This is a genomic window from Spirosoma knui (assembly GCF_054780635.1).
In genome coordinates, this window is the sequence record NZ_BAAGVY010000020.1 from 26,075 (window position 1) to 45,431 (window position 19,357).

Sequence of the window (19,357 nt, forward strand, 5' to 3'; positions counted from 1 at the left end):
GTTTCATCTGTTTTTTGTCATCTTTTTGTCATCCCGACCAAAGGAGGGATCTTCTCTAATAGCAATAGTCATACTAGCTACAGAAGATCCCTCCTTTGGTCGGGATGACAAAAAATAGATATAGCTCTCGTAATGTCGACCTATTCGTTTTACATATACATCACAACAAATCCCGAGAAGAGTGTACTCTATATTGGTATGACGAATGATTTATTACGTCGATTAGACGAGCACTATCAGTCCAGAGGCCAAGCTGATAAGTTTGCTGGACAGTATTACTGTTATAACTTAATTTACTGGGAGCATCACCGCTATGTTCAGAATGCCATCGATCGCGAAAAAGAACCAAAAAAAATGGAGTCGGGTAAAGAAAGAAGCCTTGATTTCCTCATTCAATCCTGAATAGCGATTCTTGAATGAAGAAATCAAATCCTGAAATTAGTGAATTAGCGTTTCATACAAGGCTAGTCCTTTTTGGGTCAGAAGCCCTCGAACAAATTGGTGTTTGAGGGCTTCTTTATAGGGTGCTCCCGGTACGTCCCATTGGCTTTGCTCAGCCCACAGCCAGGCCAGGATGGGTTCGTTTAAATCGGCCCGGTAAAGCCCCTGCTGAATGCCCTCCCGAAGATTTGCCTTAAGAATTGTGTCGATGTACTGGGTCCGGAACTCCTGAAAGAAATTCCATACTGTCGGATAATGCCGTTCGATGTCCCGTAGCAGATTGGGGTTCACGGTTTGGCTGTACCGAATCAGCCGGTCCCAGATCTGCAAAGCCCCCACAACAGCATTGGCCGCCTGATTGTGAATAACCGTAGCTTCAGACAGGTTTTCGTTCAACTGATCTTCCAGCATGAGCCGAACCAATTCTTCCTTATCGGCAAAATGCTGATACAGCGTTTTTTTGGAAATGCCCAATTGCTGCGCAATATCATCGAGCCTGACGGTTTTCACGCCAAATTGACTGAATAACTGTCGGGCTTCCGCTATAATCCGTTCTTTTATCAACTGTGGCGGCACAGGTTTTCGCCTGTAGTAAGGAATGAGTACTTGATTTAGTCTATGCTGCCTAATGCAAAACGGGCACAACGCAATAAATCACGCAGTGCCCGTTTTGTTTCAGGTTTAGCTTACGCCTGCTGTCCCCTACGAGGATAGAGAAGGTTTATGCACTTATTTCTGCTGGTACTTTTCTTTGTACGTATTGTAGAGCCGCTTGTGCCGGTCGTCCAGATTTACGGTTCGGCCCTGAATAAACACCCGCTCAATGACATTGGTCCGCATATCCAGCGCATCACCGGCCGATACAAACAGGGTCGCCTGTTTGCCCCGTTCAAGCGTTCCCACTACGTTGTCGACACCCAGAATTTTAGCGGTATTCGACGTAATCATTTTCAGGGCTTCTTCCCGGTCAGTTACACCAAAGCCAACGGCTGTTCCTGCCAGAAACGGCAGGTTACGTGTCCGCCACCACTCATCGGCATAACTCAGGCTCACCAGAACACCCGCCTTGTGCAGGATTCCCGGCAGCCGGTACGGCAGGTCAACGTCTTCATCTTCACGATTCGGCAGCCGATGCAGGGCGCTCAGAATGACTGGTACGTTATTATCTTTCAGGAATGTAACCACCCGATTGGCCTCTTCTCCGCCAACGATAACGACTTTTTGCACACCCGCCGACCGGGCGAACGTAACGGCTTCGATAATGTCTTTGCCGTAATCGGCCCGGACGTACAGGTTTTGCTTACCCGAAAATAAGCCTCGCATAGACTCGAGCTTGAGGTTCATAACCTCCGGACTGGGCAGGGCGGCATACGCTTTGGCATCAGCAAACGTGGCCTGCAAGGCGCTAATAACTTCGTTCCGTTTCTCGTTTTTCCTGACGACAGTTGTGAAATCGGCGATGTCGAACTCCCGGGCGAAGTAGGTAGGCCAGTTCAGCCAGATGCCATCGTCCTTTTTCAGCACGGCATCTTCCCAATTCCAGCCATCGGCCATCATGACGCTCGAACTGCCCGACACGGTCCCGCCCTGCGGCATAGCCTGCGTTAGCAATACGCCGTTGTTACGTATCGTCGGAATAATCTCGGAATCAGTATTATAGGCAATCAACGTCCGTACGTTTGGGTTCAGAATGCCGGTTTCCTGTTTGTCGACCGTTGCCCGGACGGATGCAAACTCCTGTAGACCAACCGTCGATGCGGGTGAAATCAGGCCGGGATAGATGTGCTTTCCCGCTACGTTGATTACGTCCATCTGATCCATCGCCAGCCGAATCGTGGTCGCGTCGGCAACGGTCGAGATGATGCCGTTTTCGAAGATGATGACACCGTTCGGAATCACTTGGCCATTGCCAATATGGATGGTTCCGTTCAGCAGGGCAATCGGCCGCGTCTGCGGTTTGGCCGGCGCGGGATTCTGACCGAAGCTCGTAAGCGAGGCCAGGGTAAGTATCGAAATAAAGAGTTTCTTCATCTGAATTAGTAGTTAGCTCGCTGGCGTCAATTGTCGTTTTCTATTCTTGCGTCAATTAATGACAGGAATGAATGCCCCATCAATGACTGGTTTCTTCTCCTTCGGCGACAACGCCTTCAATGTCTTCGCAGTGGAACATACGAGCCCGTTTAAAACTAGCCCGCTGCGTGGCTGACCCACCCGCTTTAGCCGCCAGCATCTTCTGAATCAGCCGGGCCCGTTCAGCCTGCATAGCATCGCGTTTGAGTTCTTCGTCTTTCAGGCTGAAATAAACGGTTCCGTCGATGATGGTGTACTCTGGCCGGGCGTAAATGGCGAGCGGATTCGCATTCCAAAGCACCAGATCAGCATCTTTACCGACCCGGATACTACCCAACCGATTGTCTAAGTGCAGCAGCTTAGCCGGGTTGAGCGTAACCATCTTCCAGGCATCTTCTTCGGTCATGCCCCCGTACTCGACGGTTTTAGCCGCTTCCTGATTGAGACGACGAGCCATTTCGGCATCATCCGAGTTGATCGATACGGTTACGCCCTGCCGGTGCATCAGCGCTGCGTTGTACGGAATCGCGTCTTTCACTTCCATTTTATACGCCCACCAGTCAGCGAACGACGAGCCACCGGCGCCGTGCTTGGCCATCTTGTCGGCCAGTTTATACCCTTCCAGGATGTGGGTGAACGTATTGACTTTGAACCCCAGCGAATCGGCCACTTTCAGAAGCATGTTGATCTCCGACTGTACGTACGAGTGGCACGTAATAAACCGCTTGTTCGCCAGAATTTCGGCCAGGGCGTCCAGTTCAATGTCCCGGCGGGGTGCCACAGCAGCCGCCTTTTCTTTCGTACTCAGCTTGTTGTAAGCCGCCCAGGCTTTGGCGTATTCCCGAGCCCGCGTAAAGTGGTCCATATATACCTGCTCTACCCCCATCCGAGACTGCGGGAAGCGCGTCAATACGTTCGGATTCGGGTAATTGGCCTGCTTTACGTTCTCCCCTAAGGCAAATTTAATAAAGCCATCCGCGCCCTTAATGAGCATCGCATCCGGGGCGTCCCCCCACTTTAACTTCACGATCGCCGACTGACCACCAATGGCATTTGCCGAGCCGTGAAGCAACTGTGAGGCCGTTACCCCACCCGCCAGTTGTCGGTAGATATTTACGTCTTCCGAATTAATAACATCGGCCATACGTACCTCAGCCGAACTCGACTGCCCGCCTTCGTTGATCGATAACAGGGCGATATGCGAGTGCTCATCGATGATGCCGTTGGTCAGGTGCTTACCCGTCCCGTCGATTACGCTGGCACTGGCGGGAGCGGTCAGGCCTTTACCGACCTGCGCGATTTTACCGTTCTGCACCAGTACGTCAACGCCCGGCATGATTCCGTCTTTTTCGTTCGTCCAGACGGTTGCGTTGCGGATCAGCAAAGTCTGCGCCTGCGGTTTGCGCACGTTCCCCATCCCAACAAATGGATACAGCAGGGCCGATTGGGCCGTTAGCGACGTAGCCGTTGTCGATCGGCCCGCGGTTGCAGTGCCCGACGTAGCCGTAGTTGACGGGGACGCATCCCCTGTGCGGGTAGCCGACCACGTAACGACTTTGCCATCAGGCGTTTCTCCATCACCGACAAAGCGGGTTGGTGACGTCTGATAACCCGTCAAACGTGTGGTTCCGGCCGGGTCGCCAGCCCTCGTTTTTTTGTCGAGCTGCGCCTGGATAGAGATCAGATCACCGCTAACGGCCACCTTTGGGGTAACTTTGGTGGTATCGATCAGAATCTGGTACTCGAGCTTCACCGGCGTTTTCCCCGTAATGTTCAGTTTCAGATTGTTGGGGTTGCGGCCATCCGGACTGACTACTGCGAGCGTCCAGCTCCCGCGCAGGTCCGCAGCGTCTTTCTTATTTACGATATACTGCTTCCCGCGAATCCAGTTTTCGTAGATCACATTGTCGGCACTGAACACATTCCCTGAAGTAATGATGAAGTTAGCGATCCGCCCCTTCTGCAACGTACCGACCTGATCGTCGGCGTTGATCAGGCGGGCGGGCACCGTGGTCAGGGCCTCCAGCGCCTTTTGTTCGGACAAACCGTTCTCGATGGCTTTGCGCAGGTTAGCCCAGAAATCGGCTTTCGATTTCAGACCCGCCGACGTTAAGGCGAAGGAGACATTCGCGTTCGCGAGCCGCCCCGCATTGGTCGGAGCCAGTTCCCAGTGCTTCATCTCCGCCAGCGATACGTTGTCGGCATCCCAGGCATCTTCGACATCATAGGCCTGTGGAAAATTAACCGGTACAATGAGCGACGCGCCCGTTGCTTTGATTTCATCCAGCCGCTGGTACTCATCTCCCCCGCCCCGAATCACGTATTGAATGCCAAACTCATCCCCAATCTTGTCGGCCCGCAGCACACTGAGCTTATCCGAAGCCTCAAAAACAGCGGGCAACGACCGAATGCGGTTGAACGCATCCAGCGACATATTCGCCTGTTCTTTGGCCCCCGCCCGTTTATACCAGTCGGCATCATACATCGTCTGACGCAGCAAGGCAACTGAGCCCATCAGCGAGTTGGGGTACGTCTGTCCCGAACTTCCCTTGCTGAACGAATAGTGCGCCGTAGCGTTGGGTTTCAGCACCAAGGTATTTTCCCGATCATCGGCGAGGGTCACGAGTGTGCCCGTACCCCGAACGATACCGTCGTGCGGATGCGCCAGTACCGCGCCGAAACCCAGCTTACGAAGCTCATCGGCTTTTTTAGCATCGGCCTTGAATAAAACACTGGCATCGTTTTCGGGCTGAATTGCCTGGTTCCAGTAGTATGCGCCTTTCTTGTTTGATTCGTACTGGGGAGGAGCCGTAAACGCCCGGCGCTCGGCTTTTACTTCCGGCATCCCGTAATCCGAGTCGATGTCGATAAAGGCTGGATAGATGCGCTTTCCTTTGAGATCAGCGACCACGGCCCCGGCTGGCAGGTTGACAGTAGTACCAACAGCCTCCACCCGCCCATTCCGGATTAATAAGGTAGCGTTTTGCAGGGTAGTCTGCGGGTCAACGACGATAGTCGCATTCGTAAAGGCATATAGCCCCGGTCGATCGTCATACACGCCATTACGCGGGAAGGTCGTCTGGGCCACTGCCCCATACGTCAGACCAACGGCACAGAGTGTCGTCAGGAGATGTTTTGTCATGAAGTAGGTAAATTGAGATTTGGCTGAAACGGCAAAAATAGCCAACCCCTATCCCTTCCTCAGAAAAAACAAACGTTTATTTTGTTGAAACTATAAAACGAGGTGATTTTGGACAAGCCAATTATAAATCGCGCAGGAGCTAACATGGCCTAGTTAGATGAATAACTAAGCTTAAAATTGTCTAGTCAATAGACATAGATTTTGACAAAAATTACTAAATACGAAGAGTCTCATTTGAGTAGATTCACACTTTGTAACCGCATATATACTCACAATATAATTAATTATTCCAATTATTTATTGAACTATTTTTATAATACAGATTTTAATATACATTAAAATTAGATTAAAATAATAGTTGTAACCTATGGTTACCCCATCATATTACAAAATTTTACGCAGCTACAAACATTTATTTATATTAACATTCCTTTGTTTCGTATTAATTATTATAGTTACAAAAAGATTATTTTATTTGAAGTTAAGATACCGTTTCATTTATAAGGTAAATAAAAGTGAACTGATAAGCGTCAACTTTATAATTACATAGTTTTTTCAGTATGTTTGCCCAGCTAAGAAATTCTTTCACCCAAGCTTGATCAGCTATAATTATGATCTTTAACACGCCAACTGCCATGCAATTGACTCCTTTTCGGTCAACGCAAGGACATAAGATCCCCTCACCCAAAATTTTGGGTCTATGGAGATGATCGCTTCTATTTTCAATACATACGGTGGCTCTTGTCATCTGGATTTATTGGGAAATATTTTTTTAAAATTTTAACTGGAGTTAAGCCATCTGTATGAGTCGCCTGTAGACCTCTGTGTCAAGTAAAGAGTATGAGGTAACCTCTCTGCTCCCTGAATACAGACTACTGTTAAGCCATTGTTAGCACATGACTGGGAAACATGGGTATTCAAGCTCTATGGAGTGGTAAAACCTATGGCTTTTGCAGTAAACTTATAATCATACTAGACTATGTTCAATTTTCTGTATAAGCCCTTTTTAATCCTTCTCTCTATGTCTAACCAACGCTCAATTCATTAACTAACCCTTATTCATATCACACAACCTTATAAAAAACGCTACATGAAAGCTGCAAAACCAAACTTAAGGCTGATTGCTTCAGGACTGATGCTAGGCGCTACTCTTTACAATTGCAAAACGAAGGATGTTGAATCGCTCACACCCTTTACCTACACCTTTAAAGGTCTCGAGGATGTGAAGCTGCCGGAAGTGAAACCTACAGCACCAGCCGCCGTTTCCGTTACTGCGGCTTCTGTAACCTCATCTACCGCAGCCGCAGCCGTTACGTCCGGTCTGGCTGATCTGAGCGCAACAGGTCAGGTACCAGCCGCCGTTCAGCAGGCTGCCGCCGATGTCAGCAAAGCGGTGTCTCCCGAAAAAGCAGCTCAACTTGCCGCCAGCTTTACGCCAACCGTGCTGACCAACCTGGCTACAACCGGGGCTTTGCCCGCTAGTTTACAGACTGAGGTGAAAGCGATTACCAGCAACCCAGCCCTGAAGGCGTATCTACCCACCTTCACGTTACCGACTGTTAATGGTAAGCCCGTCGGTGGTCGTTTACCCGCGAAATCGGGGAACACGGTTGTACCTGTAACGCCTGTCGCTTATTCGACGATGGATGACGACGCTTGCAAAGCTGCCGCTAATGCTGCCTATACGACTGCTACACAGAACTTAGAGGCTGCAAGAACAAGCCAGGCAGGTACCATTAACAGCGCCTACACGCAGAATACTGCTGGAGTTGCCGCAGAAGCCGCGCCCTGCAAGGCTGGTCTTCCGGCTAAATATGATCCGATGCGGGCTAGCGCGCAGCAGACTCTGAACAGTGCGCTGGCGAACCTTGAAGCTGGGCGGTCGGTGCTCGGAGAAGAATCTTATTCTCTACTGAGAATACTTCAACTAGCGGCTTATGCTGAGGCAGTTGGCGTATATAGCACATTGCAAGCGGCCGAAACGGCGGCCTGCGATGCAACGGGAACAGCAAAACTGGCCAACGCTCAGGCAGCTCGTGATGCTGACTTAGCTGCAATCACCAACAACTTTAATGCAGCCGTGGCGCAGTTGACAGCCGCCCGGAACACGGCGGTAGCCAGTTGCCACAACCAAGGCGGTGGCCGCCAGGGAGCGGACCAGTAGTACCAGCAGTTTTGTCAAGACCATAACCTCATTCAGCCGATATAATGACTACCAGATCTCTTTTCCTATCATTCGCTACACTGGCCACCGGCTTATTTGTCGCTCCCACTGTTACGCAGGCTCAGGTAAATCTGAAAAGCATCAGCGTTGGTGCCAGCTATTGGCAGCCTTCACTCGATTATTGGAACAACCAGTCTATCCTTGTCGACTACAACGCCGGTAAAGGGGCTAAACTAGGCGGTAGCGTTATGCCGACAGCAGCCATTGAAGTAGGACTTACCAAAGGCCTGTCAATTGGTGGTCGGGTTGGTTACTGGAATCAATCGGCTTCCAGCGACCTGAGCATTGCCGGGATCAACCGCTCCGAAAAGCTGACGCTGTCGATCATTCCCGTATCGCTCGACCTGAAATATACGCTTGGCAGTCAAGCGTCCAGCGAAGAGAAAACGCCGTTCCTGACGCCTTACGTGGGAATAAGTGTGGCCCGTTATTTTATCAATAATAAGTTCGATCGGCAGGTAGTGAACAACACCGGTTCACTAAACGAAACGCAGGCGGGTAACAATTACGGGGTGCAGATCTTTGTCGGGGCCGAAAAACAACTGGTCAAGAAACTCTACGTAGGTCTGGATGTGCGCTACCATCTTGGCAGCTACAATCAGGCGGTACGTACCGAAGCGGCCAGCACGACCGAGAAGGTTAGCCTTAATGGGGTTGAAGCTGGGCTATCGCTCCGCTACAAGTTCAACTAATCGGGACTACGTACTTCCTGGGATAACTCAGCCCCGTTCACGAACGGGGCTGAGCCACCCGCGACCTGATTTGCCGAAATACCTCTTTTTAATCAGTCCTATAGACTATAACATACAGGACGACTTGACGTATATGCATCTACCGTTCGAAAAAGCCCGACTAAACAGGACCGCAGAAAAAATTTTTCTGGTCCTCCTGCTTGCTGTCTGTGTAGGTTCGCCGTCACAGTTATGGGCGCAGATGAACATCTCCGGTAAGCCGGGGCTGATGTATATACCGTCGGCGGAGGTGCAGCAAGATGGTACGTTCTCAATTGGGTATAATTATAATCCAGTCAATTACGCGTTCCGGTTCAATCCAGCAGCCAATCCTTTAGTTACAACTCATAACTCGGAAAGTATTGCGTTTGTCAATTTATCGATCCTACCAAGATTTGAGGTCAATATCAATCTATTAAACCCAAACGGTCCAATACAATTTAGCGCCAAGGGAATAGGTGACCGGCAGATTGATCTGAAGTATGCTCTACTCACGGAGAAGGCGAAGCGACCATCCGTGGCCGTCATTCTGTCGGCTCCATTCGGTATTGACAACTCACTCGTTACGTATGCGCTGGTTGCTACCAAGCATGTTGCGCTGAGTAAGGCCATAACGGCGGGGATTACGGCAGGTATAGGAAGCCCCTATTCCATTTATCGGGCAGGGGTTAAGAACGAAGAGAATTCAGATATTTTCTCCGGATATACCCTACGTGATAAACGGGATCGTCCTTATCACTACTTAAGTGGTCCGTTTGGCGGTGTCAACCTCAATGTTGCTAAAAAAGGCGGGCTGGTGGTTGAGTGGGATTCGCAGCATCTGAACGTAGGCGCTTACGCCCTGCTGCTTAAGCACTGGACCGTTCAGGCTGGCCTGCTGAACGCTGATCAGATCACCTTCGGTACGTCGTATGCCGTGCTCTTGCTTCGGTCGCTTAAACCGGCTAACCGACTCAGAACGTCGGCGCAGGAGCCTGAAACGATCGCACAGAAGCGGGATGTCTTGCTGGACTTTGAGAATCTGTCGGTAGACAGTGCCCAACACAGCGTCTCCTACGAGCAGCGGCTGTATCGCAATCCAATGGTCGGGCTGCGAAATCTGGCAGAATCCGTTTCGGCGGAGGGCATCAACGAGTTTATGCCGCTCTACCAGGGTATTCCTATTGCTCGTTACCACTTGTCATCTACGCTCAACACCAGTCTGCTATCGAAAGCGGATCGGAGAGCATGGGCCAAAACCCATCCGTTCAACAGCCGGGCGTACAAATTTGATTTTCGGTTACAGCCCGACTTTATTGCGCAATTTGGCTTTCGGGAAAGCCCAGTGGAAAGTAAGGTTAATCTCTTGCTACAAAGCCAGTTGTTCTTAAGCCGGGGGTTGGTGCTGAACTGGGGGGTGCTGCTGCCGATCGTAAATAAACTGGATAGCCAGGAGATGAACGTACGGCCCGCGCCTACTTTTCTGAACCAGTTTCTGGCGTTGGACGGGGCCAATTTTATGAGTGTGTCGGCGGGTCTGTTTTACAATGATCAGTATGGGCTGAACGCTCAGTATCGCCACGCGGACCTGACCAAAAACTGGTCGTTTGGTGTAGAAACGGGTTTGACCGGCTTCTACTTCTTCTCGGCCAACGGTCTTTATTATGAAGCACCGGATCAGCTTCTGCTACTGGCCGACATAGCGTATCGTATTCCTCTGCGGGATATTACGGTAAAGCTGTCGGGTGGTCAGTACATGTACCAGGACCGCGGGGTACGGCTAGACCTTATCCGGCAGTTGGGGAACGTAGAGGTTGGCTTTTACGCCCTGAAAACAAATAATGGCGGAACGGGTGGTTTCAACTTTGCCATTCCGATCGCGCCCGGCCGTATCGTACAGACGCAACGGTTCCGGGTACGTAGTACGGAAGAGTTTCGCTGGGAATACAATTACAGCCGGGGGTATCGAATTGGCACCCGGTATCGGACGGGCAATCAACTGGATGCGCTCCTTCGCCAGTACCATAGCAGTTATTTACAGAATCAATATCGTTGAGTTTAACTAGCAACCAGTATGACAGTAGGAACAATGCGTAAGCAGGCGGGGCTTTGGTTCGTGGGGTTGTGTACGTGCCTGTCGAGCTGCATTTCCAGCAAAGAGCTGGTCTTATATCAGGGCGACGGTGCCGGTAAAGATTCGATGGCGGTCGCTCCCCGCTACATTCCGACCATTAAAGCCGGGGATGTGCTCTCCGTGCAGGTCAGCAGCCTCAGCCCGGAAGCTACCATGTTTTTCAATCCGTACGCCACGATTTCGATGGCCGAACGAGGTGGGTCGGCGCAAACCCCTACCCCAACAACGCCTATCCCGTATACCCCCGGCTATCTGGTTAACGAGGAGGGGCAGATTGAACTGCCGCTTGTGGGTAAACAAACCGTTCAGGGGTTGACCAACACAAAGGCTGCGGCCCAGATCCGGCAAAAGCTGCTTGATTACCTGAAAGAGCCCACGGTGAACGTCCGCAACCTGAATTTCCAGATTTCGGTCTCCGGCGAAGTAGCCCGTCCCTCGCTGTTCTCGATTCCGAATGAGCAGATTACGTTACCAGCAGCCTTGGGGCTGGCCGGTGACATTACCATCTACGGGCGTCGGGACAACGTGCTGATCATTCGTGAAGAAAACGGCCAGCGGACCTTTAACCGCATTGACCTGACCAAACGCGATCTGTTCAAATCCCCCTACTACTACTTACGCCCCAACGATATTGTGTACGTGGAGCCCGGCAAAGCCCGTGTGGCCAATGCCGACCGAACGTACCAGGTCTTACCCATTATGTTGAGTGCTCTATCCGTTATCGCCATTATTGTTACTCGCCTTTAACACCCACGAACATGGTTACAAATAACCCATATACCCCCTATCAGGCTTACGAAGTTGAACCGCAGCTAAACCTGCGCGCCATGCTGATGCGGTACGTGCGCAACTGGCCCTGGTTCGTGCTCTCCTTGCTAGTAGCGGCCGGGGCAGCGTATGTGTATTTACTCTATCAATCGCCGGTATACAACGTAAAGGCCAGTCTACTGATCAAGGATGAGAAAAAAGGCATAACCGGAGAAAGCCTCATGAAGGAAATGGATCTGTTCAGTTCCAGCAAGGTGGTGGAGAACGAGATGGAAATCCTGAAGTCCTTTACCCTGATGGACCGCGTCGTGAACAGCCTGGGCCTGGATGTACACTATTATCATCCGACCAGCACAGTAAAGAAAGAGATCTACGCGGAATCACCGATTCGGTTGCTCGTTGAAAAGCCAAGTCCAGACGTATATGAAACAGAACTAGAATTTAGCTTTGTGGATTACAAAACGGTAAGCCTGAACGGGCAAACATATCCGGTCAACCAAAGCATCCAAACACCCTATGGCCAACTGCGCATATTCGCCCGGAAGCCACTCAATGCTAAGATGGAACCCGTTGTTGTGGCAGTGTCAGACCATGCGGGTACGGTTGAGGATTATTTAACTAAGCTAAAGGTTGAACCAACGGCAAAGCAATCGACCGTGCTGGTGATGAATCTGGAAGAAGCGGTACCGGATAAAGGTGAAGCTATTCTGAACCAGCTTATTCAGGAATACAACAAAGAAGCTATTGTCGACAAGAATAAGGAAGCCAGCAATACGTTAAGCTTCATTGAAGATCGGCTGGGCCTGATTTCGGGTGAGCTATCGAGCGTAGAAAAACAGGTTGAACTGTATAAATCAACGCAGGGTATTACTGACCTGGGTGTGCAGGCGCAGACCTTTCTGTCGACCGTAAAAGAAAACGACACGCAGTTGAACGAGGTCAACATCCGGCTTAGTGCGCTGGAAGACGTGGCGCGGTACGTGCAGAATCAATCGGGTGAAAAAGGCGTAGCGCCCGCTACGCTGGGGTTCAGTGATCCGATCCTGACGGGCTTGCTAACAAAAGCCGCTGAACTGGAAATGAAGCGCGAAGAAGTGTCGCGCACCATGTCGCCGAATAACCCGCTGCTTCAGTCGCTGAACAGCCAGTTGAAGACCATGAAGGCCAGCATCAGCGAAAACATTCAAACGATGCGGCAGCAGTTGACCAGCAGCCGCAACCAATTACTGGCCAATAACCAGCGTATTGAAGGAATGATCCGCACCGTGCCAGGTAAGGAACGGGCGCTGTTGAACATTACCCGCCAGCAAGTCATTAAGAACGGACTCTATACGTACCTGCTCCAAAAGCGGGAGGAGACAGCCCTGTCGGCCGCTTCTACGGTTTCGGATAGCCGCACGGTTGACGTTGCCCGAACGAGCAGCAAGCCTGTAAAACCGGTGAAACTGATGATTTTCGCCTTGTTTGCAGCGGCTGGCATATTCTTTCCCATTGGGCTTATAACCGCTAAAGATGCCCTGAATAACCGCATTTTACGTCGGTCAGACGTAGAAGAGGCTACGCAGGTGCCTATCTTAGGCGAGATTGTAAAAAGCAAACAGGTATCGGCCGACAATCTGGTGTTCAAACCCCGCATGCAATCCGTGATTGGTGAGCAGATCCGGGCGTTACGTACAAACCTTCAGTTCCTGCGCTCTGACCCGGAAAAAAGTCAGGTATTGTTGTTCACCTCCAGCATTAGTGGCGAAGGCAAATCGTTTATTTCGTTGAACTTGGGCGCTAGCCTCGCACTCGTCGACCGGACAACGGTCATCCTGGAAATGGACATGCGCAAGCCTAAGTTGCACAAGAGCCTGCACATGGAGAACCGGGCGGGGTTGAGCAATTACCTGATCGGTGAGGCAACGATTGACGAGTTGCTGCGTCCAATTCTTGGCTACGAGAATTATTACATCATCACGGCTGGGCCACTGCCCCCAAACCCATCAGAACTGTTAAGCTCTCCCCGACTGGCGCAACTGTTCGATGAGCTAAAAGCCCGTTTTGACTACGTACTGGTCGATTCACCACCGGTTGGATTAGTGACTGACTCCCAATTGATTGCCCCTTTTGCCGATGCAACCATGTTCCTAGTACGCCATGACCATACTCCCAAGAATTCGATAAAAATGGTCGATGTGTTGTATAAGGAACATCGCTTCCAGAAGCTGAGCATCATCCTGAACGGCGTAGGTGAAGGGGAATCCTATTATTATAACTACGGCTACGGCGACTATTACGACGGGTCTGATAAAAACAGGCGTCTGAACAAAGGAGCTTAGTATAAAGCACCGATAACTGTTTTATTTTCAACCTAATACACTTAACATAACTTAGCTTTTATGCTTAGTCTTGACTCACACTACAAAACGCTGTACGTGTACGCTGAGCCACGGACCCGGCAAAGTGAATTCACGTATCAACATGCAGGAAAGCGAGTATTCGATATATGCTTCTCCTTATTAGTTATTGTTCTTGTCTTGTCATGGTTAATACCTTTATTAGGCATATTGATTAAGCTCGACTCAGCAGGGCCAGTGTTTTTTGCGCAAATACGTACAGGCTACCGTCGAAATTTGTTTTACTGCTTAAAGTTTCGAACGATGTCGCATGATCCCAACGCCCCGTTCAAACAGGCTACCAAACAAGACATACGAGTAACAAGATTGGGGCGCTTTTTACGTAAAACCAATCTGGATGAAATGCCCCAATTTTTAAATGTACTCATTGGGAATATGAGTATTGTAGGCCCTCGTCCTCACCCAATACAGTTAGACGATCAATATTGGAATACGTTACCCAAATATCGAAGCCGGTACCGTACCAAGCCAGGCATAACGGGCTTAGCTCAAGTGCGTGGATGCCGTGGTGAGACCGATAAGGTTATAAAAATGGCGCATAGGCTCAAATACGATCGGCTTTACAATCGGAAGCAATCTTTAGGATTAGACCTTAAAATCTGTTATTGGACAGTATTGAAGATGGTCACAGGCGATAAGACAGCCTGGTAGATTTTCGCACCAATTGGCAGCAAAATAATGGTAGGACAATTGATTTACAGGCGCGTAGTTGGCAAGACTGGGGAGAGAAGCAGTAAAGTCATTGGCAACATACTGAAGTCATTTGTTTTTAAAGGACTCAGTATTTTACTGTCGCTGTTAGTAGTTCCATTATCGATAAACTATCTGGATACAGAACGATATGGAGTCTGGCTTACACTTAGTTCAGTTCTTACGTGGATCAACCTAATGGATATTGGGTTAGGAAACGGGTTGCGCAATAAACTTGTGAAGGCCTTAAGCGAAAGGGACTTGATTGCAGCCAAAAAGCTTGTAAGCACAACCTATGTTCTGGTAACTCTAATGAGTTGCGTAGTCGTTGTTCTGTTCCTAATCGCTCTGCCGTTTATGGATCTGAATGCCATTTTCAACATTCATACCGTAGATAGAAACGAATTGGCTGCGGTTGCCCTAGTCGCCTTCTTGGCCTTCTGTACACTGTTTACACTAAAACCGCTAACTGCTGTCATTATGGCCACGCAGAATGCTGCGCTTGATAATCTGATTCTACTCGTTGGTAATGTTATTAGCATCTCCTGTGTGGCAGCATTAGTCTACGGTACTAGCGGTCATGGAAATCTATTCAGCATAGTGTTAGTTTTTAGCATGGCACCTGTGGTTGCCTACATCGCTGGTAGCTTGTATCTATACAAACGGCTGTATCCATCGCTGATGCCGTCGCTAGCCTATTTTGACCGCACTCACATTCGATTCCTAGCCGGAACAAGTATTCAGTTCTTTGTTATTCAGATTGCAGCAACAATTGTATTAACATCTAATAATATCATTTTAAGTCAGTTTTTTGGGAATGCAGAAGTAACAAAATACAACGTAGTATTCCGCTATTTCAGTGTCATTACCATCATACAGACAATTGTGTTGACTCCCATCTGGTCGGCTGTAACAGAAGCTTATCAGAAAGGCGACTTTTTATGGATTAAATCAACGTTGAATAAATTGATTCGTAACTCACTTCTGCTTTCGGCTGTGACGATCATGCAAGTGATAGCTACACCTTGGGTAATGGAGAAGTGGTTAGGCGAATCCTTCACCGTTGATTCAAATTTAGTTTTAGCTGTAGGGGCTTACACAATATTAATCACATTCGGCAGCACATTCACCTACATTATTAATGGCATTGGTACAATACGGATTCAGATGTGCACCTCCATACTTACAACCTGCTTAAGTATTCCCGTATCTATTTTCCTAGCCGGGGAAATAGGTCCTACAGGAGTAGTATTAGCAAATTGCATCTGGCTTACGCTTTGGCTTCCGCTTCGTATAATTCAATATCAAAAAATTGTAAACCAAACTGCAAGTGGCATTTGGATATTATAACCTTTTCAATAATGTTGAACATTATCAATACAAACCCTTATATCTTCCCCTACAACTATGTGAAATTATCAAGACAAAATAACTATAAAATTAAAAGTTACACATATCCATCAGCAGTTTAGGTCAATATTCGTTTCCACAAGACATGAACACTACACAAAAAATAATAAAAAAAGTTCTGAATAGAAATTATCTTAATTTTCAATTAGAAGAAAATGCAATTCATACAGAACATAACTTATACCCTAAAAATACAATTAACAATTTTAGAGAAAGTAACGAAGAGTTGAACAAAATATTTAAAGGAGCGAGTGACTTCAACTATGTAAGTGTATACGTACACGGAAGTTGGGCAGACAACACCAAAACATTTTTTTCAGATTTAGACGACTTAATAATCATTAATCGATCTGAATTGCGTAATCAACCTGAAGAGATTAAAAAACTAACTAAATGGCTAAAAAAAGTGGATATGACGTTTTGTAAAATTGACCTATTACAACATCATGGACATTGGATCATATACCAGGACTTACTCAACAACTATGATGAGTCTTATATGCCATTAAATGTGCTTAAAAACTCAGTTCTTATCCATGGCATGGATGAAATTTATTATAAAATAGATGACGAAAAAACAAAGGAAGGATTATTGAAAAACATAATCACTACAGAAAACAACATAAAAATTTGGGCAAAAAAATATATAAATCAAAAAATAACTTCTTACGACATGAAATGTTTAATTGGATCCTTTCTCCTAATGCCTGCTTATGCCTTTCAGTATAAAGGGTATAACATTTCTAAAAGAGAGGCTATTGAAAGAAAACAAGAGATATTCAGCAAGAATACATGCATTTTTTTAGATAAATGCAGCGATATACGGTACCATTGGAATATCATAAGTAGAAAAAAATCATACAAGATGTTAAAGGCTTTCTCTATAATATGCAATGATGCTGATTTATTTAGAAGAATTTCTAAAAGATTTTCTCCAGTGTTCCCCAAACATGAATTTGTAACACTAGAAAAAGCCGAAATAGACCAATTTTTACATGAAATTGCTTCCTTAAAAAAACAACAAACAATATGAAAATAGTAAATGATTTAAATCTCGATTTAACACAAGCAGATTATAAGAATTACACAAATAAATTTTTTGAGTTATGTAAGCAATGTGATATAGACGAAAAGAAGGTCGCATTATTTGGACAAGTGGGATTTCCAGGCATCTCAGATATTGATGTGTTAGTAATAAACTCATCAGAAAACATTAAAAGATTGAGTTCCATCTTTGAAAAGGAACGTACAATTTCTAAAAATTTTAGATACCTATTTTGTCACGAACCCGCTTACGTTATAGAAAATACAATTGAAGACGTTTGTAGAATTCATAGCCTTGAAGGTGTAACTTCAATTGAAGAGGATTTTACAATGTTGGAGAGTTACAAACAAAGTATAGCCCCGCAAGAAAAAGATATACTAAATATTGTTTGGTTTATTACACTAACATACTTAGTTGCAGACATGCAAAAGAAAGCCGTAATAGGGCCGCCCATTAGTTTAAGATTAATCTTATTAACTTACAAAAACATTTTACATTCTTTAAATTTGTTCAATATAGACGATTATGAGATACCTAATACCATCATGAGCTCTACAGAACTTAGGACGTGGGTTAAAAATAATTATTCTGACAAAACAAGTAATTATGTTTGGAATAAATTCATATTAGCATATAATTTTACTACTAATATTTTTGACATTTTTTGTCAAAAAAAAGTGACCAATAATATTAGTAGTAACAAATCATCACTTATTATTTCAAAAGATCTAATCTGTAAAGAAGCTGATCATACAAAAGTTAGTATTAAATTAATTATTAGTAAAATACACGTCAATACATATGCATTTAAAATTATAAATGATTATTATAATGGGAGGTCTAACATCAAAGAGATTAATGATTATATAAAATCAAGCGCAAATTGCAAAAAGGCGTTTATGCAAGCTTCCATAAGGTACTGTTACTTAGAACCTTTTATGTTTCCACCAACCAGGCTAAAAAATGAAGTTTTGTTTTATTTAAACAGAATAAAGCTTAGCAGACTGCTAACATAATTAACCTAGATAAGGCACATTGAAGAGTTAGAATATTATTACTTAGTCGATAAACATATATCATGAAAGTATTGTGGATTGCTCCATTACCGTATATAAAAAAACCTAAGGGGCATCCGGCTCCTTGGATTATGACACTTTCGCAAGCTCTGTCTTCGTGTATAGACTTAGATATTTTAGTCTGCAACTCAGATATTGACAAAGACGAAACGTTTACAGTTAATAATGTAAACTACATCTACTTAAAAACACCAAGGGGAGCCATTGACTTGATAACATTTCACAAATATAAAGTTGGGTTATTACGTAAGTACTTAAAAAGACAGCATCAAAAATATGATATAATACATATACATGGTTCAGAGCATCAATTCGAACAAGCTTGTTGGGATATACCAGTCCCGAAGTTGCTATCAGTACAAGGTATAATTAGTGAATATTATAATCACATCTCTGATAAGATTTCTTATAGAAAGTTAAGCTGGTATTTAACACAGCTTTCAGAGAAGCGATATTTGCCACATATTAAACACTTTATGTGTAGAACTGATTGGGATAAACGCTGGGTCCATCAAAATGTAAAAGATGCTGTTGTTCATCATTGCTGGGAAACTATAAGGCCCAATTTTTTCGAATTAAAATTTGATTCCACACTTAACAAAAATATTCTTTTTCTTGGCGGCATTAATGACATAAAAGGCTACGAAAAAGCGTTAATCGCTTTCGACCTAGCCGCCGAATCTAATAAAGACATAAAATTACTATACGCTGGATCGCGCGTAAACGAAACGAATAAAATAATCAAAGAGGCAATTTCGAAACATAACTTACGTAATATAAATGATAATAATCTCAAATTGCTTGGATTTTTAAACGCTCAAGAATTAGCCATAACTTTTACAAAGTGTTATTGCTTATTACATCCTTCATATATCGACAATAGTCCTAATAGTATATGTGAAGCTCAAATATCAGGTCTGCCAGTTATAGCCTCGAATGTAGGCGGTGTAGGTTCACTAATCGAACATAACAAAACAGGTTTACTTACGACGCTATCACCAGAGGATATTTCAACTAGCCTTTTAAAAGTATACGATGATAAACCATTAGCTATATCATTAGCTAAGCAAGGAAAAATCAAAGCCGAAAAACGCCATGATACAGAGTCAATACGAAATATTACCTACTCAATCTATAAAGAAGTTATCCATTCTTTTTGGAATCAGGATCATCTACAAGGTGTATAAAACTATTTTGCAGTATTTACATATAGCTTACTGCAAAGTGTATACGTATATACTTTTTATA

14 protein-coding genes are annotated in these 19,357 nt (G+C 46.1%); 11 read left to right on the forward strand and 3 right to left on the reverse strand.

The window, feature by feature from the left end:
- The first annotated feature begins 198 nt into the window (after window positions 1-198).
- Window positions 199-402 carry a GIY-YIG nuclease family protein gene (locus tag ACYVIY_RS26985; protein WP_460979709.1) on the forward strand — a complete coding sequence of 68 codons (204 nt, stop codon included), beginning with the start codon at window positions 199-201 and terminating at the stop codon, window positions 400-402.
- 36 nt (window positions 403-438) lie between these two features.
- Here the strand turns inward: ACYVIY_RS26985 and ACYVIY_RS26990 are convergent, their stop codons facing one another.
- From ACYVIY_RS26990 to ACYVIY_RS27000, 3 genes are all read right to left on the reverse strand, one after another.
- On the reverse strand, window positions 439-1,017 hold the full coding sequence (locus ACYVIY_RS26990) for a TetR/AcrR family transcriptional regulator (RefSeq protein ID WP_460979711.1): 579 nt from the start codon (window positions 1,015-1,017) through the stop codon (window positions 439-441).
- Window positions 1,018-1,170: 153 nt separating this feature from the next.
- Window positions 1,171-2,472: an amidohydrolase family protein gene (locus ACYVIY_RS26995; RefSeq protein ID WP_460979712.1), complete on the reverse strand. Its 1,302-nt coding sequence runs from the start codon at window positions 2,470-2,472 to the stop codon at window positions 1,171-1,173.
- 79 nt (window positions 2,473-2,551) lie between these two features.
- Window positions 2,552-5,653 carry an amidohydrolase family protein gene (locus ACYVIY_RS27000; protein WP_460979713.1) on the reverse strand — a complete coding sequence of 1,034 codons (3,102 nt, stop codon included), beginning with the start codon at window positions 5,651-5,653 and terminating at the stop codon, window positions 2,552-2,554.
- A gap of 1,090 nt (window positions 5,654-6,743) precedes the next feature.
- Between ACYVIY_RS27000 and ACYVIY_RS27005 the strand changes: the two genes are divergently transcribed.
- From ACYVIY_RS27005 to ACYVIY_RS27050, 10 genes are all read left to right on the forward strand, one after another.
- Window positions 6,744-7,817, forward strand: coding sequence for a hypothetical protein (locus ACYVIY_RS27005; protein ID WP_460979714.1), 1,074 nt, complete (start codon window positions 6,744-6,746; stop codon window positions 7,815-7,817).
- A gap of 44 nt (window positions 7,818-7,861) precedes the next feature.
- Entirely contained in the window at window positions 7,862-8,569 is a 708-nt protein-coding gene (locus ACYVIY_RS27010; RefSeq protein ID WP_460979715.1) for a hypothetical protein, read from the forward strand.
- A gap of 133 nt (window positions 8,570-8,702) precedes the next feature.
- Window positions 8,703-10,643 (forward strand): YjbH domain-containing protein, encoded by a 1,941-nt coding sequence (locus ACYVIY_RS27015; protein ID WP_460979716.1) that lies wholly within the window; start codon window positions 8,703-8,705, stop codon window positions 10,641-10,643.
- Between the two features lie 18 nt (window positions 10,644-10,661).
- The gene (locus tag ACYVIY_RS27020) at window positions 10,662-11,468 is read left to right on the forward strand and encodes a polysaccharide biosynthesis/export family protein (protein ID WP_460979717.1); all 807 of its coding nucleotides are present in this window, start codon (window positions 10,662-10,664) and stop codon (window positions 11,466-11,468) included.
- Between the two features lie 11 nt (window positions 11,469-11,479).
- Window positions 11,480-13,810, forward strand: coding sequence for a GumC family protein (locus ACYVIY_RS27025; protein ID WP_460979718.1), 2,331 nt, complete (start codon window positions 11,480-11,482; stop codon window positions 13,808-13,810).
- Between the two features lie 60 nt (window positions 13,811-13,870).
- Entirely contained in the window at window positions 13,871-14,539 is a 669-nt protein-coding gene (locus ACYVIY_RS27030) for a sugar transferase (protein WP_460979719.1), read from the forward strand.
- Window positions 14,540-14,566: 27 nt separating this feature from the next.
- Entirely contained in the window at window positions 14,567-15,928 is a 1,362-nt protein-coding gene (locus tag ACYVIY_RS27035; protein WP_460979720.1) for a lipopolysaccharide biosynthesis protein, read from the forward strand.
- Window positions 15,929-16,073: 145 nt separating this feature from the next.
- Entirely contained in the window at window positions 16,074-17,021 is a 948-nt protein-coding gene (locus ACYVIY_RS27040) for a hypothetical protein (protein WP_460979722.1), read from the forward strand.
- Window positions 17,018-18,049, forward strand: coding sequence for a hypothetical protein (locus tag ACYVIY_RS27045; RefSeq protein ID WP_460979723.1), 1,032 nt, complete (start codon window positions 17,018-17,020; stop codon window positions 18,047-18,049). Before ACYVIY_RS27040 ends, ACYVIY_RS27045 begins: the two co-directional genes overlap by 4 nt.
- Before the next feature lie 62 nt (window positions 18,050-18,111).
- Window positions 18,112-19,296 (forward strand): glycosyltransferase family 4 protein, encoded by a 1,185-nt coding sequence (locus ACYVIY_RS27050; RefSeq protein WP_460979724.1) that lies wholly within the window; start codon window positions 18,112-18,114, stop codon window positions 19,294-19,296.
- The last annotated feature ends 61 nt before the right edge of the window (window positions 19,297-19,357 follow it).